The organism is Micromonospora sp. NBC_00898, from assembly GCF_045207895.1.
Classification (GTDB): domain Bacteria; phylum Actinomycetota; class Actinomycetes; order Mycobacteriales; family Micromonosporaceae; genus Micromonospora.
Genome location: NZ_CP108775.1, coordinates 6,580,367 through 6,603,543, shown reverse-complemented (window position 1 = coordinate 6,603,543; position 23,177 = coordinate 6,580,367). Strand labels below are relative to the sequence as shown.

Annotated in this window: 22 protein-coding genes; 4 read left to right on the top strand and 18 right to left on the bottom strand. The window is 71.2% G+C overall.

Going from position 1 to position 23,177, the window contains the following annotated elements:
• Positions 1–63: 63 nt before the first annotated feature.
• The 8 genes from OG799_RS32115 to OG799_RS32080 all read right to left on the bottom strand — a co-directional run bounded on the left by OG799_RS32115 (position 64) and on the right by OG799_RS32080 (position 6,401).
• Positions 64–810 carry an SDR family NAD(P)-dependent oxidoreductase gene (locus OG799_RS32115; RefSeq protein ID WP_406040567.1) on the bottom strand — a complete coding sequence of 249 codons (747 nt, stop codon included), beginning with the start codon at positions 808–810 and terminating at the stop codon, positions 64–66.
• A 121-nt stretch (positions 811–931) separates the two neighbouring features.
• The gene (locus tag OG799_RS32110) at positions 932–2,050 is read right to left on the bottom strand and encodes a branched-chain amino acid ABC transporter permease (protein WP_406040565.1); all 1,119 of its coding nucleotides are present in this window, start codon (positions 2,048–2,050) and stop codon (positions 932–934) included.
• Positions 2,047–2,937, bottom strand: coding sequence for a branched-chain amino acid ABC transporter permease (locus OG799_RS32105; RefSeq protein ID WP_406040563.1), 891 nt, complete (start codon positions 2,935–2,937; stop codon positions 2,047–2,049). The genes OG799_RS32110 and OG799_RS32105 overlap by 4 nt, the downstream gene beginning before the upstream one ends.
• A complete protein-coding gene (locus tag OG799_RS32100) occupies positions 2,934–3,665 on the bottom strand; it encodes an ABC transporter ATP-binding protein (protein ID WP_406040561.1) in 732 nt (243 codons plus the stop codon). Before OG799_RS32100 ends, OG799_RS32105 begins: the two co-directional genes overlap by 4 nt.
• On the bottom strand, positions 3,662–4,405 hold the full coding sequence (locus OG799_RS32095; protein ID WP_406040559.1) for an ABC transporter ATP-binding protein: 744 nt from the start codon (positions 4,403–4,405) through the stop codon (positions 3,662–3,664). The genes OG799_RS32100 and OG799_RS32095 overlap by 4 nt, the downstream gene beginning before the upstream one ends.
• Positions 4,406–4,408: 3 nt before the next feature.
• Positions 4,409–5,611 carry a substrate-binding domain-containing protein gene (locus OG799_RS32090; protein WP_406040557.1) on the bottom strand — a complete coding sequence of 401 codons (1,203 nt, stop codon included), beginning with the start codon at positions 5,609–5,611 and terminating at the stop codon, positions 4,409–4,411.
• Positions 5,612–5,844: 233 nt separating this feature from the next.
• Positions 5,845–6,099, bottom strand: coding sequence for a hypothetical protein (locus tag OG799_RS32085; protein WP_406040555.1), 255 nt, complete (start codon positions 6,097–6,099; stop codon positions 5,845–5,847).
• A complete protein-coding gene (locus tag OG799_RS32080) occupies positions 6,099–6,401 on the bottom strand; it encodes a DivIVA domain-containing protein (RefSeq protein ID WP_406040553.1) in 303 nt (100 codons plus the stop codon). The genes OG799_RS32085 and OG799_RS32080 overlap by 1 nt, the downstream gene beginning before the upstream one ends.
• Before the next feature lie 296 nt (positions 6,402–6,697).
• On the opposite strand from OG799_RS32080, the gene OG799_RS32075 reads away from it, so the two are divergent.
• On the top strand, positions 6,698–6,928 hold the full coding sequence (locus tag OG799_RS32075) for a GntR family transcriptional regulator (RefSeq protein ID WP_406040551.1): 231 nt from the start codon (positions 6,698–6,700) through the stop codon (positions 6,926–6,928).
• A 575-nt stretch (positions 6,929–7,503) separates the two neighbouring features.
• Here OG799_RS32075 and OG799_RS32070 read toward each other — a convergent pair.
• Positions 7,504–8,793 carry an IS256 family transposase gene (locus OG799_RS32070; protein WP_406036440.1) on the bottom strand — a complete coding sequence of 430 codons (1,290 nt, stop codon included), beginning with the start codon at positions 8,791–8,793 and terminating at the stop codon, positions 7,504–7,506.
• A gap of 131 nt (positions 8,794–8,924) precedes the next feature.
• On the opposite strand from OG799_RS32070, the gene tcmP reads away from it, so the two are divergent.
• Positions 8,925–10,055 carry a three-Cys-motif partner protein TcmP gene (gene tcmP, locus OG799_RS32065; protein WP_406040549.1) on the top strand — a complete coding sequence of 377 codons (1,131 nt, stop codon included), beginning with the start codon at positions 8,925–8,927 and terminating at the stop codon, positions 10,053–10,055.
• A 41-nt stretch (positions 10,056–10,096) separates the two neighbouring features.
• On the opposite strand, the gene OG799_RS32060 is transcribed toward tcmP, so the two are convergent.
• Both OG799_RS32060 and OG799_RS32055 read right to left on the bottom strand, forming a co-directional pair.
• Entirely contained in the window at positions 10,097–10,852 is a 756-nt protein-coding gene (locus tag OG799_RS32060) for a DUF5131 family protein (protein WP_406040547.1), read from the bottom strand.
• A gap of 262 nt (positions 10,853–11,114) precedes the next feature.
• Positions 11,115–12,239, bottom strand: coding sequence for a glycerophosphodiester phosphodiesterase (locus tag OG799_RS32055; protein WP_406040545.1), 1,125 nt, complete (start codon positions 12,237–12,239; stop codon positions 11,115–11,117).
• A gap of 106 nt (positions 12,240–12,345) precedes the next feature.
• On the opposite strand from OG799_RS32055, the gene OG799_RS32050 reads away from it, so the two are divergent.
• Both OG799_RS32050 and OG799_RS32045 read left to right on the top strand, forming a co-directional pair.
• Positions 12,346–13,680 (top strand): TrkH family potassium uptake protein, encoded by a 1,335-nt coding sequence (locus tag OG799_RS32050; protein ID WP_406040543.1) that lies wholly within the window; start codon positions 12,346–12,348, stop codon positions 13,678–13,680.
• Positions 13,670–14,338, top strand: coding sequence for a potassium channel family protein (locus OG799_RS32045; protein WP_406040541.1), 669 nt, complete (start codon positions 13,670–13,672; stop codon positions 14,336–14,338). The genes OG799_RS32050 and OG799_RS32045 overlap by 11 nt, the downstream gene beginning before the upstream one ends.
• 68 nt (positions 14,339–14,406) lie before the next feature.
• Here OG799_RS32045 and OG799_RS32040 read toward each other — a convergent pair whose 3' ends face one another.
• The 7 genes from OG799_RS32040 to OG799_RS32010 all read right to left on the bottom strand — a co-directional run bounded on the left by OG799_RS32040 (position 14,407) and on the right by OG799_RS32010 (position 23,158).
• Positions 14,407–15,996 carry a protein kinase domain-containing protein gene (locus OG799_RS32040; RefSeq protein ID WP_406040539.1) on the bottom strand — a complete coding sequence of 530 codons (1,590 nt, stop codon included), beginning with the start codon at positions 15,994–15,996 and terminating at the stop codon, positions 14,407–14,409.
• Between the two features lie 71 nt (positions 15,997–16,067).
• Complete coding sequence (locus OG799_RS32035; protein WP_406040537.1) at positions 16,068–17,621, bottom strand: fused MFS/spermidine synthase; 1,554 nt, start codon at positions 17,619–17,621, stop codon at positions 16,068–16,070.
• 36 nt (positions 17,622–17,657) lie between these two features.
• Entirely contained in the window at positions 17,658–18,677 is a 1,020-nt protein-coding gene (locus OG799_RS32030) for a coiled-coil domain-containing protein (protein ID WP_406046470.1), read from the bottom strand.
• 246 nt (positions 18,678–18,923) lie between these two features.
• Entirely contained in the window at positions 18,924–19,733 is an 810-nt protein-coding gene (locus OG799_RS32025; protein ID WP_406040535.1) for an inositol monophosphatase family protein, read from the bottom strand.
• Positions 19,726–20,178: a response regulator gene (locus OG799_RS32020; protein WP_406040533.1), complete on the bottom strand. Its 453-nt coding sequence runs from the start codon at positions 20,176–20,178 to the stop codon at positions 19,726–19,728. The genes OG799_RS32025 and OG799_RS32020 overlap by 8 nt, the downstream gene beginning before the upstream one ends.
• Positions 20,175–21,944 (bottom strand): ATP-binding protein, encoded by a 1,770-nt coding sequence (locus OG799_RS32015; RefSeq protein ID WP_406040531.1) that lies wholly within the window; start codon positions 21,942–21,944, stop codon positions 20,175–20,177. The genes OG799_RS32020 and OG799_RS32015 overlap by 4 nt, the downstream gene beginning before the upstream one ends.
• On the bottom strand, positions 21,941–23,158 hold the full coding sequence (locus tag OG799_RS32010; RefSeq protein WP_406040529.1) for a PP2C family protein-serine/threonine phosphatase: 1,218 nt from the start codon (positions 23,156–23,158) through the stop codon (positions 21,941–21,943). The genes OG799_RS32015 and OG799_RS32010 overlap by 4 nt, the downstream gene beginning before the upstream one ends.
• Positions 23,159–23,177: the final 19 nt, after the last annotated feature.

The following is a 23,177-nucleotide window of genomic DNA, read 5'->3' as shown; positions in this document are numbered from 1 at the left end:
CCGGCCAGCGGGCTCGACGGCCTCGGCGGGCCAGCGGGCTCGACGGCCTCGGCGGCCGAGGGATCAGCGGCCGAGGACGGAGCCGCCGTTGACGCCGAGCACCTGGCCGGTGACGTAGCCCGCGGCCGGGCTGACCAGGTAGCGGACCGCCGCCGCGATGTCGTCCGGTTGTCCGGCCCGACCGACCAGGGTGGCCGCCACCCGGGCGGCGTGCCCCTCCGGGGTCATCCGGTCGCCGAAGAACTCGGTCTCCGCGACGTAGCCGGGGCTGACCACGTTGACCGTGATCTGCTCCTTGCCGAGCTGCGTGGCGAGGTCGTACGCCCAGCCGTGCAGCGCCGCCTTCGCCGCCGAGTACGCCCCGCCGCCGCCACGCTGCGCGGCGATCGAGCTGAGCAGCACCACCCGGCCGCCTGGGCGGCGGAGAACGGGCCGCAGCGCCTCGGTGAGCAGCACCGCGGTGAGCACGTTGGCGTCCAGGTTGGCCCGCCAGTGCGCCGCGGTCCCCGCGAGGCTGCCGGTGTCCCCGCCGAGGTATCCCCCGGCGTTGTTGACCACCGCGTCCACCCCCCGCCCACCGACCGCCTCGACAACCCCGGCGACCTGCCCAGGATCGGTCAGATCCGCGGTCACCGCGGTCACCGCGCCCGGCCGCCCGCACTCAACCCCGATCGCCTCGGCGGCGGACCGCAGCACATCCCCCCGCCGCCCCACGACCAACACGTCGTACCCGTCATCCACGAGCCCCCGCGCCACGGCGGCCCCGATCCCGGTCCCACCCCCACTGACAACCGCGAACCGCTCTCCCACGTCCCCTCCCCTGTCGTCAGACCCCGTCGATCATGAAGTTATCGCCAGCGAGCACGGCGTGTCGCGACAATAACTTCATGATCAACGGGGTCAAACCGGGGGCGACGGGGGCCCCGGGGGGTTAGGGGCGGCGGCGGAGGGTCTGCAGGAGGGGGTGGAGGCGGGATTTGAGGCTGGTCAGGCCGCCGGGGAAGAAGTAGACGGCGAGGATGAAGACGGCGCCGAGGACGAAGAGGGGCTGGCTCAGGGGGTGGCTGAGGAACGCGGGGAGGTTGTTGACCGCGTCGCTGGTGCCGAAGGCGGTGAGGCGGTGATCCAGGTACATGTAGAGGATGCCGCCGAGCACCGGGCCCCAGCGGGTGCCGGGACCGCCGAGCACCACCATGACCAGCAGCGACAGGGTCAGCTCCGACGAGGTGACGTGCGGGGACGCGCCGCCGACGATCAGGCAGTAGACCGCCCCACCGGCGGTCGCCAGGCCGCCGGCCAGGGTGAAGGCGACCAGCTTGAACCGGTACGGGTCGAGGCCGAGCACCCCGATCCGCCGCTCGTCGTCGCGCAGCCCGGCCAGCACCCGACCGGTCGGTGACCCGCTCACCCGGTGCACCACGAAGACCACCAGCGTCAGGTACGCCAGCGCCAGCCAGTAGAGGTTGACCGTGTTGGCCACCCCGACCAGCGCGGACGGCAACCCGGAGACGTCCAGCGGCAGCCCCTCCTCGCCGCCGGTGAGCCCGCCGAAGTCACGGGCCACCAGGATCGCCCCCACCTGGGCGAAGGCGAGCGTCACCATGGCGAAGGCGATCCCCACCGTACGCAGGGCGACCGCCCCGAGCAGCGCGGCGAGGATCGTCCCGCCGGTGATCGCGAGCAGCGCCGCCTGCCACAGCGGCAGCCCGGCCCGGGTGACCAGGATGTCGGTGCCGTACACCCCGGCGGCGAAGTAGAGGGCGTGCCCGAAGGAGAGCATCCCGGTCCGCCCGAAGAGCAGGTCGTAGCCGGCCGCCAAGCCGCCGAAGACCAGGCAGATGGCGAGCAGTTGCAGGGTGCCCGGCGAGTTCAGCGGCCCCTCGAAGATCCCCGGCAGGTTCACCGTCGAGTACGGCACGATCGCCGCCACCACCAACGCGACCAGCGGCAGGAACGGCCGCAGGCCGTGCCAACGGGCGTGGCCGGGGGTCAGCTCGTCGGGCACCGCCGCGGGCGGCGCCGGTACCTCGGGACTCTTGACCTCGGTCATGCCGTTGCCACCTTTCCGGCCAGGCCCTGCGGACGCAGCAGCAGCACCACGGCGAGCAGCCCGACCACGCAGAGGTCGCCCAGGCCGGACGTGCCGTAGTAGTTGACGAACTGTTGCAGCAGCCCCACCGCGACCGCCGCGTACGCGCACCCGACCACCGAGCCCATCCCGCCGATCACCACCACGATGAACGCGAAGATCAGCAGTGAGCCGCCCTGCCCGGGCGAGACGTTGCCGAAGTAGACGGCGCCGAGGGCGCCGGCCAGCGCGGCGGCCGCGCCGCCGATCGCGAAGACCAGGGTGAACGCCTTGCGGACGTCGATGCCGAGCGCGGTCACCATCTCCCGGTTCTCCACGCCGGCCCGGATGATCAGGCCGTACCGGGTCCAGCGGAGGAAGGCCAGCAGCGCGCCGAGCACCACCGCCGCGGCGACGATCAGCAGCAGTCCGGCGTTCGGCACGTTCGCGCCGAGGATCGAGGTGACGTCCCGGGTCCACGCCGGACGCGGGAACGGCCGCGCGTCGGCGCCCCAGGTGGCCTGGAGCAGCGCCACCCCGGCCAGCGAGAGGCCGACGGTGACCAGCACCTGCTCGATGGTGCGGGAGTAGAGCGGCCGGATCAGCACCAGCTCCACCAGCACCGCGACCAGCACCCCGGCCAGCACGCCGAAGGCGACCGCCAGCACGAACCCGAACCCGTCGGGGCCGGCGCCGGGCAGGTTGCCCGCGGCCCACCAGGTCGCGTACGCGCCGACGCCGAGGAAGAGGCCGTGCGCGAAGTTGAGCACGTCGGCCAGGCCGAAGACCAGGGAGAGCCCGGACGCGACGAGAAAGTAGAGCGCCGCCAGGCCGAGCCCGGTCAGCGTCAGCAGGATGACGGTGTTCACGCGTGTACCTCTCCCGAGCCGACGCCGAGCAGCGACTTGGTCAGCGCGGTCTCCAGCAGCAGCTCCTGGGCGTTGCCGGTCCAGGCGACCTTGCCGGCGGAGAGCACCACCGCGTCCTTGGCGAGCCGGCGCACCACGGCCAGGTTCTGCTCGACCAGCAGCACCGGCACCGACTCCGCGACCCGTTCCAGCACCTCGGCCACCTCGGTCACCACCTTCGGCGCCAACCCCTTGGTCGGCTCGTCCACCAGCAGCAGCCGGTTGTCGTTGAGTAGCACCCGGCCGATCGCGAGCATCTGCTGCTGCCCGCCGGAGAGCGAGCCGGCCCGTTGCCGTCCACGCCGGTCCAGCTCGGGGAAGAGCGCGAAGACCTTGTCGTACGCCGGGGTGGTGCCCCGCCGCTCGGCGAGCCGCAGGTTCTCCGCGACGGTGAGCGCGGAGAAGACGCAGCGGTCCTCCGGCACGTAGCCGAGCCCGCCGCGGACCAGCCGGTGGGTGGGGCGGGCGAGCAGGCTCTGTGCGCCCATCCGGATGGCGCCGCTGACCTCGCCGTTTCGGGGGGTCAGCCCGACGATCGCGCGCAGCGTGGTGGTCTTGCCGACCCCGTTACGGCCCAGCAGCACGGTCACCCCGGTCGGCGCGACCGTGAAGGACACCCCTTGGAGGATGTGCAGACCGGCGATCCGTACCGACAGGTCCTCGACCGCGAGAATCGGTTCCGCGCTCATAGCGATTCCCCCAGGTACGCCTCCTGGACGGTGGCGTTGGCCATCACCGTCTCCGGGGTGTCGCAGGCCAGCAGGGCACCGTGGTGCATCACGGCGATCCGGTCGGCCAGCTCCAGGATCACGTCCATGTGGTGCTCCACCATCAGCACCGACCGGCCGCTGTCGCCGGTCAGCGACTTGATGACGCTGACCAGCTCGGGCACGTCCTCGGCGCTGACGCCCGCCATCGGCTCGTCCAGCAGCATCACCCGGGGCTCCCCGGCGAGCAGCAGGGCGATCTCCAGCTTGCGCTTCTCGCCGTGGGCGAGGGTGCCGGCGAGTGCCGCACCCCGGTGGTGGAGGCCGACCCGGTCGAGCGCCGCGTCGGCGGCGGCGGCCACCTCCCGGTCGGCCGCCGCCCGCCGCCACAGCTTCATCGAGCCACCCCGGTGCGCCTGTACGGCGAGTCGGACGTTCTCCCGCACGGTGAGCGACCCGAAGACCGAGGATGCCTGGAAGGTACGCCCCAGGCCGAGCCGGGCCCGCCGGTGCGGCGGGAGCGCGGTGACATCCTTCCCGTCCAGCAGGATCCGCCCCTCGGTGGGCCGGCGCAGGCCGGTGATCAGGTTGAACAGCGAGGTCTTGCCGGCGCCGTTCGGCCCGATCACGCCGAGGAACTCCCCGGGCGCGAGGTCGAGGTAGACGCTGTCGACGATGGCGACCTCGCCGATCCGCCAGGTCAGACCGCGGGTGGCGAGCAATGGTCAGCCCTTCATCTGGGAGACCGGCGGCGCGGTCTCGTCACCGGTCAGACTCTTCTCGGCGGTCGCGGTGAAGGCGGTGCCGCTGCCGGAGAGCTTGGCCTGGTACATCGGCTGGAGCAGCGCGTGGTCCTCGGCGCGGATGGTCATCGGGCCCTTGATGCTGTCGAACTGCCAGCCTTCGAGCGCCTTGATCATCTTGTCCACGTCGTCGCCGCCCTCGGTGACCGCGCGGACGACCATCTGGGCGGCGGCGAAGCCGTCCGGGTGGAACAGGTCGAGGGTCCCGCCGGGGATCTTCGCCTTGGCGGCCTTGGCGGCCTCGGTGTCGCTGGCCCCGTCGAAGTAGTGCGACAGGAAGGAGATCTTGCTGCCGGCGGCGCCGAAGGTGGGCCAGGAGGCGCGGAGGTCCAGGCCGGTGACGACCTTGGTGGAGGCGAGCACGCCCTGCTGGTCGAGGGTCTGCCACATCGCCGGGGCGGTGGTGCCGGCCCAGGCGACGAACAGCAGGTCGGGCTTCGCGGCCTTGATCTGGCTGGCGAACGGGGTGAATTCGGTGGCGCTCGCCGGGGCGCGGACGCTGCTGACGGCCGCGCCGGCACCGCCGATCACCTTTTTGACCGCGGCCTCGTTGGCGTCGCCGAACGCGCCCTCTTGGGCGAAGACGACGACCTTCTTGCCCGCCGCGTCGCCGACGAACGACTTGGCGGTCACCACGTCCTGGTACGACTGCCGCCCGGACCGGAACGTGTACTTGTTCGCGCCGGTCACCGCGTCGGTGGCGGCCGGGCCGGAGATGAAGAGGACCTTGTTCTGCGCCGCGATCGGGGCGACCTGGAGCGCGACGCCGGACGCGGTGGAGCCGGCAATGATCTTCGAGCCCTTGCCGATCAGGTCCTTGGCCGCGGAGACCGCCTTCGCCGGGTCACCGGCGTCGTCGACCTCGGTGAGCTCGATCTTCCGGTCACCGACCTTGCCGGTGCCCTTGGTGGCGTAGTCGAGGCCGGCCTTGAACCCCTCGATGTACTGCTTTCCGTAGCTGGCCAGCGGGCCGGACTGGGAGTACACCAGGCCGACCTTGACCGGGGCGGTGTCACCGCCGCCCGAGGCGGTGTCCTGCGGGCTGCCGCAGGCCGTGGCGGCAATCGCCGCCGCCATCATCGTGGCGGCGGAGAGGAACACCCGCCGCGTGTGCCGGACCGTCATCGCGACTCCAGGTGAGGACAGGGGGAACTCAGTTGTCGGCTCACGCTAGAAGTGACGTCACCCACGGGCTATGTGGCGGAAACACACAAGTAACCAAGGTGGGGTGGCCGACCGTAACAAGCACCCGCCAGCACCGGTGATGCCACCCGTGACTGATGGCCACGACCGCCACCACCCGCGACGGCGGTGTGTCGCGGCCCGCCACCACCGCGCCGGGAAACCGGACCTTTCGGCTACGACGGTGGACGCCGGCCGCAGGCGCCGTCGTGGTCGGCCGGCAGCGGGCAGCGCCGGCCGCCGCTGAGCAACAGGTCGCAGTAGACCCGATGGCGTACGTGCTGAGCGTCCTCCTCGGACACCGTCGTCTCGGCCCGGTCCACGTCGGCGAGGAAGCCGAGCGCCCGACAGATCGCCCGGGCGAACCGCCGCGCCCCGTCGAGGTCGCTCGCGAGCACGGGCAGGTGGACGACGAACCGCTCCCGGCCCATCAGCGCACCCCCGGGGTGAACCGGGACTGCCAGCTCCGCAGCGCCCGCTTGATCCGGACGTTCTCCTCCGCCGTACGCGCCAGCTCGCGGCGCACGATCGCCAGGTCGCCCGCCACCCGGTAGAGGAAGGCGTGCACCTCGGCCGGGTCGAGGCCGTGCCGCACGGTGCGGAAGTGCCGGTCACGGATCTGCCCCACGCTCAACGGCCGACAGGACTCCGACCGGTACCAGCCGCCGTTCCGCGGCCGACTCGACGCCGACCGCCGCCGCGCCGGCCGGAACAGGTTCAACACCTTGCGCATGACCACCTTCCTCCCGCAGTCGCCCTGGAAGGCGGCCCGGTCCGCGGAAAGGGGACGCGGACCGAGCCGCCGGCCCCGCGCCCGCAGCCCACATCGGCGGTACGACCCCAGAGCCAATCCGAGGTCCAACCCCGCGGTTTGCCGAACCAACCGGAGTCGGACACCGAGCAACCTACTACAGCAGCTACAGCAGCTACAGCAAGTCGACCCCGCAACGTCACGCGACGCCCACTTATTGCAGTAGCTCTAGCAAGTCGGGCATGATCGGGGGTGCCGAACCAACCGGAGTCCTTACCATGCCCACAGCACAGCCAACATTCCGACGCATCGTCGAGGAAATCGCCTCGAAGATTAAAAGCGGCGAACTGAAGCCTGGCGACAAGCTGCCCTCAACCAGCGAACTCGCCAAGATCTACGACGTCAGCACCGGCACTGTGTACCGCGCGCTCTCGCTGCTGCACGACCGGGAGCTGATCATCGGTCAGCCCGGTCGCGGCACCTACGTCGCGGAGCGCTCTACCCGGTAGTGACCCGTCAAGCTCCTTTGAAGCTGATGTCGCAAACGAATCAGGCGACCCGTTCAGCAACCGGCCCACCGGTTGATTCGTCTACGACATCAGGAAAGGACCGCGACGACACACCCCGAACCGGCGCCGTGCCCCCTTGTCGTGGTTGAGCTCACCGCGACCAGACCAGGCGCCGCCGAACCCGCCAACTGGACCTGACCGGAAGTTCTTTGGAGCTGCCCGCGCCAACGGGACGGCTCTTCGGGTCGCGCAGAGGGCGGCCCGCCTCGGACGCCGAAGCGCACAGACGGAGCTACGCCGCCGACCGCTCCCCGAACAAGGCGCGCCTGACTGTCAGATCAAGGACAGGCACTAACGTCACACCTCGACGCCCAACGCCATCGCCGCTGTTCGCAGGCCATGCGAGGCGTTGATACCAGCAGCGATGGCGTCAGCCAGGACAGCAGGAGCGCTAGCTCATCGCTACCGTCACCTTACTGCCGGTGATCTGTGCGGGGAGGCGCGATGTCTGCCAATGAAGAATTCTTCAAGTCCAGGAGGAGCAATAGTCAAGACTTGTGGATGAGAAATCTTGATTAGGCAGCCGTGGCCGTGCTCGTGGCGGGTCGTTCGACGAGTTTGCCGCGTTCGAAGCGGGCGCCGGCGCGGACCAGGGCGACCAGGTGGGGCGCGTTGACGGCCCGCCATCGCTGCTGGGCGGCTTCGATGAGCTTGAACGCCATGGCGAGGCCGGCGGCCTTGGAGCCGGGGCCTTTGGTGACCTTGGTGCGGTGCCGGACCGTGGCGAAGGTCGACTCGATCGGGTTGGTGGTGCGCAGGTGCACCCAGTGCTCGGCGGGGAAGTCGTAGAAGGCGAGGAGTTCGTCCAGATCGTCGACGACCTTGGCGACGGCTTTGCCGAACTTCGCCCCGTAGGCGAGCTTGAACGCGGCCACGGCGCGGCGGGCGTGGTCGCGGTCCTCGGCGTTCCAGATCTCGGCGAGGGCCTTCTTCGCCCCGGGATGAGCTGATTTCGGCAGGGCGGCGAGGACGTTGCCGATCTTGTGGAACCAGCAGCGCTGCTCCCGGGTCTCGGGGAACACCTCGCGTAGCGCGTTCCAGAACCCGAGCGCGCCGTCGCCGACGGCCAGGATCGGGGCGCGCATGCCCCGCCGCTTGCAGTCGCGGAGCAGGTCGGCCCACGACCCGGCCGATTCGCGGTAGCCCTCGGCGAGGGCGACGAGTTCCTTGCGGCCGTCGACGCGCACCCCGACGATCACGAGCAGGCACAGTTTCGCCTCGTCGAGGCGCACGTTCAGGTGCACGCCATCGGCCCACACGTAGACGTAGTCCGCACTGGACAGGTCCCGGTCGGCGAACGCGCGGGACTCGTCCTGCCACTGCCCGGTCAGCCGGGTGATCGTGGCCGCGGACAGCCCGGAGCTGGTGCCGAGGAACTGCTCCAGCGCCGGCACGAAGTCCTGCGAGGACAGGCCGTGCAGGTACAGCAGCGGCAGCACCTCGCTGATCCGCGGGGACTTGCGGCACCACGCCGGCAGGATCGCCGAGGCGAACCGCTTGCGCTCGCCGGTCGTCTCCTCGACGCGCTTGTCGTTGACCCGCGGCGCGACCACCTCGACCGCCCCGGCGCTGGTCAGCACCTCCCGGGGCCTCGCGTGACCGTTGCGTACCACCAGCCTGCGGCCCTGCTCATCCACCTGGTCGGCGTGCGCGGCGATGTACGCGGCGACCTCGGCCTCCAACGCCGCAGCCAGCATCCGCCGCGCACCGTCACGCACGATCTCGTCGATCAACGAACCGCCGGTCGAGCCGGCGTCGGGCGCGGCCGGTGGCGTCGGGTCCTCGGGGTTGACTACCGTAAGCACGGGCGTACCTTCCCGACCCGCGTTGGCGCGCGGGCTCTACTCGATTCCTTGGACTTGGACTCGCCGGGAGGGTACGCCCCACGGCGCTCATCCACAGGTTTCGAGCATTGCTCTCCAGGAGGGCCGCTGCCGTGCTGAAGCACGGCATCCTCAAGCGCTACCCGGTGGTCTTCGCCTCGAAGACCGGACAGGGAAACTCAATTGTCTTCCTTGACGGGTATGCCGGACGGGGAGAGTACGACGATGGAGAGCCGGGCTCTCCACTGCTGCTCTCCCGGTGCGCCGAGTTCGTTCAAGGCTTCCGCGATGTCCTCGCCTTCTTCGTCGAGCAGGACCCGGAGAACTTCGCGAACCTTGAGCAGGTGCTCCGCGAGAAGGGCGGGGCGGTTCAGCGCGAGCTGCGACAGGGCAGTCTTGATCAGCACTTGCCCGAACTTCTAGCGCGGGCCAAGGGCGCCTCTCTCTTTGCCTTCCTCGATCCCTTCGGCCCCGCGCTCGACTTCGACTTGATCAAGTCTCGCCTACTTGCGCGGCCCAGCTGGCCGCCCACTGAGGTCCTGCTGCATTTCAGCGTCTCGGCAGTGGCGCGCATGGGTCGAGCAGTCCATGTCGCTGGCGAAAGGCGAGGCGGCCTCTCGGAGGGCGACCAAAGGACCGCTGCTCGCTTGGACCGCTTCCTCGGCGGCGATTGGTGGAGCAGCTATTTCGCCCAGTTGAGTGACATCTCTGACGAGGAACGAGCGACCGACGTCGCGATGCGCGTCGCCCAGAGGTACGCACAGGAGTTGACGAAAGGCTCGCCCTACCAAGCGGTCCAGATGCCGGTTCGACCTCGGCCCGGCCTTGCCCCGAAGTACGTCCTTGCCTTGTTCACCACGCACAGCGAAGGTGCGTGGCATTTCGCCGACACGCTCGGCAAGGCTGGGATCGAGTGGGAGGAGGCATGGGTCCAGGAACAGGTACGACGTGGAGAAGTCGGACTGCACACCCTGTTCGGCGACGGCCCAGTGTTTGACCCCGAGCAGTACAAAGCCGAGAACGCCCCTCGCTGGTCACGGACCATCGAGGGAAACATCGCCGGGATACTCGACGAAGGCAAACCAATCCGGCTGGCCGATCGTGTACCTGAGGTATACGGCGACGTGCTTGGACAGGCCTGGGCACCCCACGTACGCCAAGCGATCAAGTCTTTGCACCGCCGGCAACTTGTCAACCACACTGGCACGGGAGACTTTTGGAAGGAAGTCCTTTGGCGACCGTAACAAGAGGTGGCCGCTGGCCCTGCCGGCGGCCACCTCTGCCGCTAAACGCCTGCCGGCACGCGAGGCTTCGGCATTTCGTCCCAGGTGCGGCCGTCCAGCAGCCGTCCGCCCGCCTTCGGAGTACGCCCGCCCCATTGCTTGAAGAAGAATGCCGTGCCGGCCCCGTTGCACTGATCCCGTAGGCCGGTCACCCAGGCCGGGTTCATCGGACGACAGCCCGTCCCTGACTCACCACCGGCGATCAACCAGTCAATGCCGGCAAGGTCGAGGCCGGGCAGCGGGCCCAGCAGGGGCTCGGCGGAGATGAAACGCACCGCCGCCGGCACCTCCCGCAGGTGGTCGATGCGGACCCGCTGGCTCTCGTCCTCGACGCTGACGCCCATCCAGACATTGCTCGGCCAATCCAACTGGGGTGCCAGCTTCGCCAGCCGCGCCGCCCGCTTCGTGAGTACCTGGTAGGTATGCCGAGGCGTGTCACGCATGACGGCGAAGACCTCTCGCACATAGCCCAACGGCACGCGCGCATGGAAAAGGTCTGACATTGAGTTGACGAAGACGGTGCGAGGCTCCCGCCAGCGACGAGGAACATCCAGGGAGTCTGGGTGCAGAGCAACTCCGAAGCCCGGCCCAGATGTCCGAGGGTCTCCGTCGACTTGGTACTTGGCGGAGCCCATGGCCTTGAGGCGCTTGGCGAGGGTCAGCGCATAGCAGTTGTCGCAACCAGCCGAGATTCGATCGCAACCGGTGGTGGGATTCCACGTTGCCTCGGTCCACTCGATGGCGCTCTTGTCAGCCATGCGCGCTCCTCCCGCTAGAAGAGCCAATCTTGTCGAACATCCGTACGGATGTGAAGCCCTCTGACGGCCCTCGGTCGGTAGTTGTCGGCCCTGATGTCTAACAGACAGCGATTTGGATGGTGGCGGCAAGACGTGTGATTCGTCTACGACATCAGCTCCAAAGGACACCGAACCAGCATGTGTCCTCCGAACAGGCGCACAGACGCGGGCCGGCCCGCTACCCCGGGATCGGGGCGGCGGACCAGCGACGGGATCAGGTGGGTTATCGGGAAGACAAGCCGGCGCGGGCGGCGGCGGCGGTGTCCGGCTGGTCGGCGAAGGCACCGTCCAGGCCGAGGCCGAAGAAGAGCTCGTACTCGGCGGTGATGTCGCCGCGGGCGTTCGGGTCGGCGCCGATCCGGAAGTCCACCGGCAGGAACTGGTTCTCGGCGCGGAACGTCCAGGCGTGCACGACCAGCTTCTCCCGGTGCGCGTCCCGGATCAGCGTGGTCGGGGCGAGCAGCCTGCCGGCGGTGTCCCGGGGGACGATCAGGTTCTTGTTCGCGCCGATTCCGTCGGCGTACCCGGCGATCCAGGCCAGGCCGTCCGGGGTGGCCAGGTCGGCGTAGGTGCGGGCGTCGCCGGCGGCGGTGAAGTCGTACGGCCGGCCGGCGGCGTCCATCAGCTGCACCAGCCGGACGTCGATCATGCCGTCGAGCTTGCGCAGGTTGGCCGTCTCGAACGACTGGATGAAGACCGGGTCGTTGCGGTGGGTCAGCCCGTTCTTCTGAAGCACCGCGACCAGCGGTTCCTCCAGCGCCAGCCCGATCGAGGCGAAGTAGCTGGGGTGCTTGGTCTCCGGGTAGACGCCGATGGTCCGGCCGCGGGCCTCCGACTCGGCGCGGGCCAGGTCGATGACCTCCTGGAAGGTCGGCACCTCGAACTTCCCGTCGAACGCCGTGTTGGCCACCCGCACCTGGGGCAGCCGCTCCTTGGCCCGCAGCGTCTTCAGTTCGGCCAGGGTGAAGTCCTCGGTGAACCAGCCGGTCACCGGGACGCCGTCGATGGTCTTCGTGGCCTTGCGGGCGGCGAACTCGGGGTGGGCCGCCACGTCGGTCGTACCGGAGATCTCGTTCTCGTGCCGGGCGACCAGCACGCCGTCCTTCGTCGAGACCAGGTCCGGCTCGATGAAGTCGGCACCCAACCGGATGGCCAGGCGGTAGGACTCCAGGGTGTGTTCCGGGCGGTAGCCGCTCGCGCCGCGGTGGCCGATCACGATGGGCCGGCGGGCCGCGCGGGACCGCTCGGCACCGGGCTCCGGGTCGGCCTGGGCGGCCACGGCCGGCACCACCACGGCCGCCGCGAGCAGCGCGCCGGCCACGCCGAGGGCGGAAAGGGTACGTCGCAACGCCGTCTCCTGTCGTCGAGGGATGCGCCCAGCAGACCCGTCCGGGTTGGCCACCAGTTGGTCGGTTCCTGACCTGCCGGTGAATCTCCGGGCGGAAGATTGCCTGGTGCGTCGGCTGCTCCGTCACCCCGTGCGACTGGTGCCGTTCGGGTTCCTGGCGGTGATCCTGCTCGGCACCGGCACGCTGATGCTGCCCTGGGCCACCAGCGAGCAGCACTACACCCCGTTCGTCACCGCGCTCTTCACCTCCACCTCGGCCGTCTCGGTCACCGGCATGGCCGTCAACGACACCCCGAACTACTGGAACGGCTTCGGGCTGACGATGATCACCGTGCTCACTCAGGTCGGCGGCCTGGGCATCCTGACCGGCGCCGCGCTGGTGATCCTGGCGGTGTCCCGGCAGCTCGGCCTGCACAACCGGCTGCTGGTGCAGGCGGAGACCGCCGAGTTCGGCATCGGCGACGTGCGTCGGCTGCTGGTGGGGATCGCGGCGACCGTGTTCGCCACCGAGGCGGTGATGACGACGGTCATCACCGGCCGGCTCTGGCTGGTCTACGACTACCCGCCCTGGTCGGCGCTCTGGTCCGCCGCCTTCGACTCGATCCAGGCGTTCAACAACGGCGGGTTCACCCTCTACTCGGACGGGCTGCTCGCGTTCTCCCGGGACCCGTGGGTGGCGCTGCCGCTGGCCCTCGGCGCGATCATCGGCGGGCTCGGCTTCCCGGCCCTCTTCGAGGCCGTCCGCGAATGGCGGCGACCGGGCCGGTGGGCGGTCGCCACCAAGCTGACCATCTGGGGCAGCCTGGCGCTGATCGTGCTCGGCTCCGGTTACCTGCTGCTCGCCGAGTGGGCCAACCCGGCGACCATCGGCACGTACGACCCCCCGGGGAAGCTGCTGGCCACGTTCACCCAGATCGCGCTGAGCCGGACCGGCGGCTTTGACGTGATCAACGTCGACCAGCTCACCGAGGCGAGCTACCCGCTGCTCATCATCCTGATGTTCATCGGTGGCGGCAGCGCCAGCACCGCGGGCGGCATCAAGGTCTCCACCTTCTTCCTGCTGGCCTTCGTCATCTGGGCGGAGCTGCGCGGCGAACCGGACGTGACGGTCGGTCGTCGGCAGGTCGCCCGCGCCAGCATCCGGCAGGCGCTGACCGTGGCCCTGCTCAGCGTCGCCCTGGTCGTGGTCGGCACGGTGCTGCTGGTCGTGATCACCGCGGGGGTGCGCTACTACCAGGCGCTGTTCGAGGTGACGTCGGCCTTCAGCACCACCGGCCTGTCCCTCGGGGTCGCCCCGAACCTGTCCCACCCGGGCCAGTACGCCCTCACCGCGCTCATGTACATCGGCCGGGTCGGCCCGCTCACCCTCGGGTCCGCCATCGCGTTGAACACCCGGCGACGCCTGTACCACTACCCGGAGGAGCAACCCATTGTCGGCTAGGAAGACCAACGACAGCGGCGTCGTGGTGATCGGCCTGGGCCGCTTCGGCTGCCACCTGGCCGGCACGCTGAACCAGCTCGACCACGAGGTCCTCGCCATCGACCGCAGCCAGGAACAGGTGCAGCGCTGGTCGGCGCAGCTGGACCGGGTGGTGCAGGCGGACTCCACCGAGGAGGGCGCGCTGCGGCAGCTCGGGGTGGCGGACTTCCGACGGGTGGTGGTCGCCATCGGCGCCTCCGTGGAAGCCAGCGTGCTCACCGTGCTGGCCCTGGCCGAGCTGGGCATCCCGCAGATCTGGGCCCGGGCCACCTCGGAGAAACACGCCAAGATCCTCGGCTCGGTGGGTGCCCACCACGTGATCTTCCCGGAGGCGGAGACCGGCGAGAAGGTGGCGCACCTGATCGTCAGCAAGATGCTCGACTTCATCGAGTTCGGCGACGACTTCGCCATCGCGAAGGTCCGCGTGCCGGATGGGATGGCCGGCCGACCGCTGCGCGACCTGGCGCCGGCGGACCGGTACGGCGTGCGGGTGGTCGGCGCCAAACTGCCGGGTGAGCGCTTCCGCTACGCCGAGCCGGACACGGTGCTGGAGAAGGACAGCGTGCTCATCGTGGAGGGCAGCATCGCCCAGGTGCAGCGCTTCGCCGCGCTGAGCTGAGCCCCGGCCATACCGTCACTTGCCCTTGCCCTTGCCCTTGCCGCCGTGACCACCTCCCTTGCGCTCGGTCACTTTCCTTTTCCCTTGCCGCCGTCCTTGCCCTTGCTGGGCTTGTCCGCCCTCGCCCGCGCACTCCCGCCGGCGCCGCCCTTCGCGGTGGTCTTCGCGGGCGCCCTGGTCGTCGGCGGCGTGGCGGGCGTCGACCCGGCAACCCCGGCAACCTGCACGCCGCAGGTGTTCTCGCCGACCTTGAACTCGACCGGCAGCGGGTTGGTTCCGGTGTAGCTGCCGCTCAACGTGACCTTCTTCGACGCCCCCGGCGCCAGCGCGGCGTCCGTGGCGGGCGGCTGCAGCAGCACCGTCCGCCCGTCCTGCCGCACCGCAGGCTGGGCCTGCGTCACCGTCTGCCGGCCGGGGAAGGTGAAGCTCATGCTCCAGTCCCGCAGCTCCCGACCGCCGGTGTTGGTCAGGGTCAGCTCGGCGGCGAAGTCGCGGCCGGAGTCGCGGCGCAGCACGTAGTCGACCTCGCACGGCGCCGGCTGGGGCAGCTCCATCCGGGCCTCCGTGGGCTCGACCCCTCCGCTGGCCGAGCTCCGCGAGGTCATCCCCCACATGGCGGCGGTGACCGCGACCAGGCCCACCGCGGCCACCCCGGCCTCGACCTTGCGCCGGCGGGCCGCCGCCCGGCGGGTCCGGGTGCGGACGGCCGAGAAGGGCAGCGCGTCGGTCGCCGTCGACCAGGGCAGGATCGTCGTCCCGGCGTTCTCCAACAGCGCCGGGTCGAACTGGCCCAGCGCCGGGGAGACCGGCACGATCGCCGCGATGCCGGCCGCGTCGGCGAGGGTGCGGGCGACGTCGGCGGTGCTCGGGCGGTCCGCGGGAGACTTCGCCAGGCAGCGCCGGACCAGCTCCTCCACCTCGGCGGGCAGCCCGACCACCGGCGGCATCGGGTCCGGGTCGTTGTACATGTGCGCCCGGAGCATCTGGGTGGTCGTGCTGGCCTGCCAGGGCAGCCGGCCGGTCAGCATCCGGTACAGCAGCAGGCCGACCGCGTAGACGTCGGTCGCCGGCGAGACCTGACCGTTGTCGAGCCGCTCCGGGGCCAGGTACGCGGGGGTGCCGAGCAGGGCACCGTCCGGGCCCTGCTCGCTCTCCCCGACCAGCGCCGAGATGCCGAAGTCGACCACCTTCACCCCCGTCGGGGTGAGCATCACGTTGCCGGGGGTCACGTCCCGGTGCACCACGCCACGGGCGTGCGCGGTGGCCAGCGCCGAGGCGACCTCCGCCCCGATCGTCACCGCCTCCCGCCAGGGCAGCTGCCCGCCGCGGCCGAGCCGGCTGCTCAGCGGGCCGCCATCGACCAGCTCCATCACGACGTACGGGACGGTCAGCCCCACCTGCTCGGACTCGCCGTAGTCGTACACGTTGGTGATGTTGGGGTGGCAGAGCCGGGCGGCGGCCTGCGCCTCGATCCGGATGCGGTGCCGGAAGGCCTTGTCGCTGGCCAGCCGGGACGCGAGCACCTTGACCGCGACCTGGCGGCCGAGCACCTCGTCGTAGCCGCGCCACACCACCGACATGCCGCCCGCACCGAGCTGCTCGATCAGCCGGTACCGCTCACCCAGCAGCTGCTGGCCGTTCCTGACCGCTCCACCCATGGTCAGTCCTGTTGCCCGAGGTGATCCCACCTACACCCGAAGAGTCGGAATCGGTCAGAAAAGTCACCCGTTCAGGCGGTCGCGAGCAGTTGGTCCACCGGGGCGTAGTCGTCGGTCAGCACCAGCGCGTCCCCGACGTACCCGGTCAGGTCACCGTCGTGCAGCAGGCGCGCCTGCTCGGGCAGGGTGCGCAGCCCCACCTCGATCCGGGCCAGCGGCAACGGCGCGTCCGAGCCGACGATCAGGAAGTTCGAGCCGTACTGGCCGGCGATCGCGCCGGGCGGGGCGACCAGTGCGACGTACCGGAACTCGGCGGCCACGGTGGCCAACTCGGCGCGGACGAAGCGGCCCGGCGGATAGTCGATGACGTTCTGCACGTAGATCCCGCCCGGCCGGAGCACCCGGCGGATCTCGGCGGCCATCTCCCGGGTCGCCAGGTGCCAGGGCACCACCAGGTGGCCGAAGGCGTCACCGACGATCAGGTCCCGGCTGTCGGTCGGTTCGGCGTCGAGCAGCACCCGGGCGTCCCCGACCGCCGCGTGCAGCTCCGGGCCGGTGCGCACGCCGAGCTCCCGCCGGTCCAGCTCGACCAGGCCACCGTCGATCTCGAACACCAGGTTGTCGGTGCCCGGCCGGGTCGCGGTCAGGTAGCGCGGCATGGTGAAGCCGCCGCCGCCCAGGTGCAGGGCGTCCAGCCGCTGCCCCTTCGGCGCCGCCGCGTCAGCCACCAGGCCCATCCACTGCGTGTACGCGTACTTCAGGTGCGTGGGGTCGGCCAGGTCGACGTACGAGTGCTCGGCGGAGTTGAGGTAGAGCGTCCGCCCCTGCGTCCACTGCGGGTCCACCTCGACCCGCGCGCAGTGGTACGCGGTCTCCACGTCGCACGGGTTCGGGGCGACCGTGGCGAGGCCGGCGCCGGCCAGGCCGAGCACCGCCAGGGCGGCCTTCGCCCGGGCCGGACCGGGCAGCCCGGGCCCCGCCCGACGCCGCAGGTACGCCCCGAGCGCCAGCCCGGTGACCCCGAGCAGCCCCGCCAGCCCGAGCACGATCACCGTGCTGGGCAGCGCCGCCACCAGCACGAAGCCGGTGACCATGGTGGCGGTGATCCCGCCCAGGGTGCCGATGCCGGAGAGCCGCCCGACGACCTGCCCGGTGCGGCGCAGGTCGGCGAGCTGGAGCTTCACCACCAGCGGGGTGACCCCGGCGAGCAGCGCCGCCGGCAGCAGCACCGCCAGCGCGGTGAGCAGCAGCACGGCGCTCGCCGCCCCGCCGCGCAGCGCCTCACCGGCGTACCGGACGACGGGCAGGGTGATCGCGGTGGCGACGCCGGCCAGCACCAGGGCCGGGGCCAGCAGCGTGCGCGGGTCCCGCCGGTCCGCCAGGAACCCGCCCATCCACGCCCCGTACGCGATCGCCCCCAGGGCCATACCGATGACCGAGCTGGTCACCTGGAGGGTCACCCCGACGTACGGGCCGACCAGGCGCAGCGAGACGGTCTCCAGGACCAGCACGGCCCCGCTGGATAGGAACACCAGGAAGGCGGCGAGCCCGTTCGGCAGGGCCCGGGGCGGCGCCGGCGGGGTTGACGCGGACTCCACCACGACGTCGGACGATGAGCTGCTCACCGTCGCGATGCTACGCAGCGTTCCAGGCGACTCTGGTCAGTACATCGAGATATGAACATGGTTCGTGTGGTCGGCGGCGGGACTGCCGCCACCGCTGTACGACCGCCAGCCGGTGTTCGGCATCCAGATCTGCCGGTACCAGATCACGTACATGATGCCAAGGCGGCTCGCGTTGTTCTTGGCCCAGCTGGCCAGGCTGTCCCCGTACGCCTTGTCCCCGCCGGTCGCCGAGACGTCCTCGAAGCCGCCGCTGGCGGCGGAGAAGTCGCAGGCCCGGCCCTTGGGGTGCTCGCCGTCCCCGCCGCTGCGGTGGCAGGAGACGTAACGCTTGTAGCCGGCGGCCTGGGCCTGCTGGAGCATGTGCAGCGTGCGGGGCGTGATGCAGCCGGAGGTGGTCGGGTCGTTCACCGAGCAGGACTCCGACGGCCAGGAGCCGTCCGAGTTGCGCGGCGCCGGCTTGGCGGAGGCCGAGCCGCCGCTGAACCCGGAGCTGCTGCCCGAGCTGACCTTGGCCAGCGCGATCTCGGCGTCCCGCTTCTTCTTCGCCAGCACCGCGAGCTGCTTCTGCTGCTCGCGCACCTCGATGTCGATCGCCGCCTTCTTGGTCGCCGCCTCGGCCTTGGCGTCGGTGAACGCGCGCAGCCGCTTGCTGTCCCGCTGGGCCATCATGTCCAGCTCGGCGGCCCGCTTGAGGAACGCGTTCGGGGTGGTGCTGGCGAGCAGCATCGACACCGGGGTCAGCCGACCCAGCCGGTACGACTGCGCGGCCACCTCGCCGACCTGCGAGTTCAGCTCGACCAGGCGCAGCTCGATCTCCTTGAGCTGACCGGCCAGCGCCACCTGCCGGCGTTTCGAGTTGTCGAGCCGGGCCTTCGCCTCGATGTGGCCGCGGGCGGCCGCGTCGAGCGCCGCACGGAGCTGCTTGCTGCCGCCCTCGTCGGGCGCACCCGGCGCCGGGGCGGCCGCGGCGACCCCGGCCGGGGCGAGGCCGGCGCCGAGCAGCAGGGCCGTCGCCGCGAGCAGGGCGAGCAACGACCGGCGGGCGCGCCGCCCGATGAGCCTGGTCCTGGGCACGAAAGCGTCCTTCCGTCGGCCGCCGGCCCCCCGGGTCGATCACTGCGCGGCGGCGGCTCCACCGGCGCCGGACGGCGGCCTGCTGGCGGAAACCGCCGGTCACGATACCGGACCGGGGCGGCCGCGCCAGGCCCCCAACCTCGGGCCACACCGGACATCGACGCAGCGTGTCGGGGCTGTCGCCACGCCGTCACCGATCGCCCGGCCGGGGCGGCATCCGACCGGTGCTCAGCCGCCGAGGAGGGCCGACCGGACCTCGGTCCAGATCTGTTCGTTCGCCGCGACCAGCAGGCCCTGGCCGTCGTCGGCGGGGTGGTAGTCGGTGCCGTCGAAGCGTCGGGCCACCCCGCCGGCCTGTCGGACCAGCAGGGTGCCAGGGGCGTGGTCCCAGGGGAGCGTCCGCCAGAACAGGACGAACTGCTGCGCGCCGGTGAGCAGGTCGAGGTATTCCCGGCCGGCGCAGTGCTGGCCGGGCAGCAGCTCGCCGATCCGCGCCCCGCCCGCCTCGACGGCCTGCCGGACGTCCGGCGGCAGGAACCGGGTCATCGCGGTGCCGCGCAGCGCGCCGACCGCGGGCACCGCCTCGGCCGTGCGCACCACCGTCCCGTCCAGCCGTGTCCCCGCGCCGGTCCGGCAACTGGCCAGGTCCCCGGCGAGCGGGTCGAAGACCCAGGAGGCGACCTGCTCGCCGTCGGTCAGCAGCGCCACCATCAGGGCGAACGGCTGGCGGCCGGCGGCGAAGTTGGAGGTGCCGTCGACCGGGTCGACCAGCCAGACGTCGCCTGCGGCGCGCAGGTGCCGCAGCAGGGCCGGGTCGTCGGCGACGGCCTCCTCGCCGACCACCACCGAACCGGGCCGCAGCCGCCGCAGCCCTGCCGAGATCAGCTCCTCGGCCCGCCGGTCGGCGACGGTGACCACCTCGCCGGGGGCCTTCTCGGCGATGTCGGCGTCGTCGAGCCGGCGGAACAGCGGTACGACGACCTTCGCCGCGGCCTCCCGCAGCAGCTCACCGACGTCGTCGAGCAGCGCGTCAGCCACGAGGCGGCAGCTTGACCACGCTGACGAAGAACTCGTCGATCTGGCGGACCACCGAGATGAAGCGCTCGAAGTCCACCGGCTTGGTCACGTAGGCGTTGGCGTGCAGCTGGTAGCTGCGCAGGATGTCCTCGTCGGCCTGCGAAGTGGTGAGCACCACGACCGGGATCCGGCAGAGCTGCTCGTCCTTCTTGATCTCCGCGAGCACCTCCCGGCCGTCCCGGCGGGGCAGGTTGAGGTCGAGCAGGATCAGGTCGGGGGCCACCGCGTCCGCGTACTGGCCCTCGCGCCGCAGGTAGGCCAGGGCCTCCGCGCCGTCGGAGACGACGGTCAGCCGGTTGCGGAGCTTGTGCTCCTCGAAGGCCTCCTGGGTCATCAACACGTCGCCCGGGTCGTCCTCGACCAGCAGGACCTCGATCGGGCTCTTGCCGTCTGCCGGCGCGGTCATCCCACCGTCTCCTTCATGCCACCTGTTGAACCGTGTCCCGTCGTACCGTCGGCCGGGTCCGTGCGCTCCGACCCACCCGGCTGCCGACCGATCGGCCCGCTCCCGGCGGCGTCGTCGCCGGTCCCGTCCCCGGTCAGCGTCCCGTCCCCGGTCGACTCCGCGCCGGCCGCCGCCTCGTCCGCCGCGCCCACCTCGGCCGCCGCGTTCGCCGCCGCCACGTCCTCCGGGAGGGCGGGCAGGGTGAAGCGGATCGCGGTGCCCTCGCCGGTGCCGGTGTCCACCCAGACCCGGCCGCCGTGGTACTCGACGATCTTCTTGACGATCGCCAGGCCGATGCCCGTGCCCGGGTACGCGTCCTTGGCGTGCAGCCGCTGGAAGATCACGAAGATCTTGTCCGCGAACTCCGGCTCGATCCCGATGCCGTTGTCCTGGCAGCTGATCTCCCACTCGTCCCCGACCAGCCGGGCCGTGACGTGCACCTTCGGCGGCACGTCCGGGCGGCGGAACTTGATCGAGTTGCTGACGAGGTTGGCCAGCAGGTTGGTCAGCAGCGGCTCCTCGCCGCGGATCACCGGCAGCTCGCCCCAGGTCAGCTCGGCGTCGGCGTACTGCCGGGCGGCCTCGGTCTGGCCGGCCACGTCGCCCATCACCTTGTTCAGGTCGATCTCGATGAAACCGGTGGTGAGGCGGCCGATCCGGGAGAACGCGAGCAGGTCGTTGATCAGGCGCTGCATCCGCTGCGCGCCGTCCACCGCGAAGGCGATGTACTGGTCGGCCCGCTCGTCGAGCTGACCGGCGTAGCGGCGCTGGAGGAGCTGGCAGAAGCTCGCCACCTTGCGCAGCGGCTCCTGGAGGTCGTGCGAGGCGACGTACGCGAACTGCTCCAGGTCACGGTTGGACCGGGTGAGCTCCTCGGCCTGCTTCTGGAGCTGGCTGTTGACCCACTCGATGCGCTCCCGGGCCTCGCGTACCTCGGCCAGGTCGCGGGCGATCTTCTGCCGCATCCCGTCGATGTCGTCGGCGAGCCGGCGGAACTCCGGCGGCCCGGCGCCGGCGATGTGGTGCTCGTAGTCGCCCGCGGCGACCTCCCGCACCTGGCCCACCAGCCCGGCCAGCGGCCGGATCAGGATGCGGTCCAGGGAGAGCACCATGACCGCGCCTGCCACGGCCACCACCAGGGCCGCGATGATCAGCAGGACGACCAGCACGTTGCCGGTCCGGGTGACCTGGTCGGCGGTCTGCTGCCGGACGACCAGGATCTCGGCCTGGAGCTGGTTCACCGCGGAGCGGATGCCGTCGAACTGCTGCCGGGTCTGGTCGGTGATCAGCGCCTGCCCGGCGGCCGGGCCGCTGCGTTCGGTCGTCGTGATCACCGGCTCGGCCACGTTCGCCCGCCAGCGCTCCGCCTGCTGCTCGACGACCCGCAGCTCGCGCAGCACGTCCGGGTAGCCGGCGGCCAGCCGCTCCATCGAGTCGACGGTGGCCCGTTCCCGTTCCAGACCCGTTTCGTACGGGGCCAGGTCCTTGCGGTCGCCGTTCACCGCGTACCCGCGGACCGCGGTCTCCTGGTCGAGCAGCGCGCTGAGCAGCTCCTGCGCCTGCACCCGCAGCGGACCGGTCTTGATCAGCACGGCGTCGATGTTCTGCCGGTTCTTCGCCGCGACGACCGCCTCGGCGGCGGCCAGCCCGAGCAGCAGCACCAGGACCACGCCGAGCAGCGCGACGACGCGCCGGCGCAGGGTCCAACCCTGCTGGTACGACTTCACCGGCCACCACCCCGGGCGACCAGCAGCATGGCGACGTCGTCGGCGAGCGGGCCGCCGTTGAGCTGCTCGGCGCGGCCGACCAGCCAGGCCGGCAGCTCGGCCAGGGGCACCGCCTGGTTGGCCGGGTCGGCGAGCAGCTCGGTCAGCCCCGGCACGTCCAGCCGGTCGTCACCGGTGCCCACCCGACCCTCGATCAGGCCGTCGGTGTACATCAGCAGGGACCAGTCATCGGTGTCGAACTCCAGCTCGAAGGCAGCGGGGCGGCGCGGTCGTACGCCGAGCAGCAGTCCACCCTTGGCCGGCACCGGCGCGACCTTACCCCCGCTGAGCAGCAGCGGCGGCGGGTGACCGGCGAGTCGTACGGTGGCCCGGTTGCCGGCCAGGTCGAGCCGGGCGGTCGCCACCGTGGCGAAGATCTCCTGGAGCCGGCGCTCGCTCATCAGCACCTGCTCCAGGGCCGGCAGCACCTCGTCGTCCGGCACCCCGGCCAGGACCAGGGCCCGCCAGGCCACCCGCAGCTCGACGCCGAGGGCCGCCTCGTCCACGCCGTGCCCGCAGACGTCGCCGACGATCAGGTCGATCCGGTCCGGCCGGGTCTGCACCACGTCGTAGAAGTCGCCGCCGATCAGGGCGGCGTGCCGGCCGGGGCGGTAGAACGTGTGCACCGACACCTGGTCGGTGGTCATCAGCGGCTGGGGCAGCAGGCCCCGCTCCAGGCGGGCGGACTCGGCCTGGCGCAGCTCCACCTCGCGGAGCCGGCGGGCGTTCTCGTCGGCCCGCTTGCGTTCCACCGCGTAGCGCAGCGCGCGGGTCAGCAACACCCCGTCGACCTGCCCCTTGACCAGGTAGTCCTGGGCGCCCTCGGCCACCGCGACGATGCCCAGGTGCTCGTCGGAGCGACCGGTCAGCACGCAGACCGCGGCGCCGCTGGCCATCTCCAGCACCTGGCGCAGCCCGTCCAGCCCCTGCGCGTCGGGGAGGCCGAGGTCGAGCAGGACGCAGTCGACGCCCATCACCCGTTCCCGGGCCTCGCTGAGGCTGGTGGCGACCAGCAGGTCGATCATCGAGTTGGTCTCGGCGAGCAGTTCGCCGACCAGGAAGGCGTCGCCCTCGTCGTCCTCGACCAGCAGGACCCGCAGCCGCTCACCGGGCGGCAGGTTGGCGTGCCGCGCCAGCCCGCCGTGCGGGTACGGCACGACGGAGGAACCGGCCATGCCGGCCCCCCGGTGCGGC

What these genes read in the sequence shown, in the direction of transcription:
- OG799_RS32110 (WP_406040565.1), bottom strand. Translation starts at nt 2,050, where the DNA reads ATGACCGAGGTCAAGAGTCCCGAGGTACCGGCGCCGCCCGCGGCGGTG.
- OG799_RS32010 (WP_406040529.1), bottom strand. Translation starts at nt 23,158, where the DNA reads ATGGCCGGTTCCTCCGTCGTGCCGTACCCGCACGGCGGGCTGGCGCGG.
- OG799_RS32040 (WP_406040539.1), bottom strand. Translation starts at nt 15,996, where the DNA reads ATGGGTGGAGCGGTCAGGAACGGCCAGCAGCTGCTGGGTGAGCGGTAC.
- OG799_RS32100 (WP_406040561.1), bottom strand. Translation starts at nt 3,665, where the DNA reads ATGAGCGCGGAACCGATTCTCGCGGTCGAGGACCTGTCGGTACGGATC.
- OG799_RS32075 (WP_406040551.1), top strand. Translation starts at nt 6,698, where the DNA reads ATGCCCACAGCACAGCCAACATTCCGACGCATCGTCGAGGAAATCGCC.
- OG799_RS32080 (WP_406040553.1), bottom strand. Translation starts at nt 6,401, where the DNA reads ATGCGCAAGGTGTTGAACCTGTTCCGGCCGGCGCGGCGGCGGTCGGCG.
- OG799_RS32020 (WP_406040533.1), bottom strand. Translation starts at nt 20,178, where the DNA reads ATGACCGCGCCGGCAGACGGCAAGAGCCCGATCGAGGTCCTGCTGGTC.
- OG799_RS32060 (WP_406040547.1), bottom strand. Translation starts at nt 10,852, where the DNA reads ATGGCTGACAAGAGCGCCATCGAGTGGACCGAGGCAACGTGGAATCCC.
- OG799_RS32085 (WP_406040555.1), bottom strand. Translation starts at nt 6,099, where the DNA reads ATGGGCCGGGAGCGGTTCGTCGTCCACCTGCCCGTGCTCGCGAGCGAC.
- OG799_RS32090 (WP_406040557.1), bottom strand. Translation starts at nt 5,611, where the DNA reads ATGACGGTCCGGCACACGCGGCGGGTGTTCCTCTCCGCCGCCACGATG.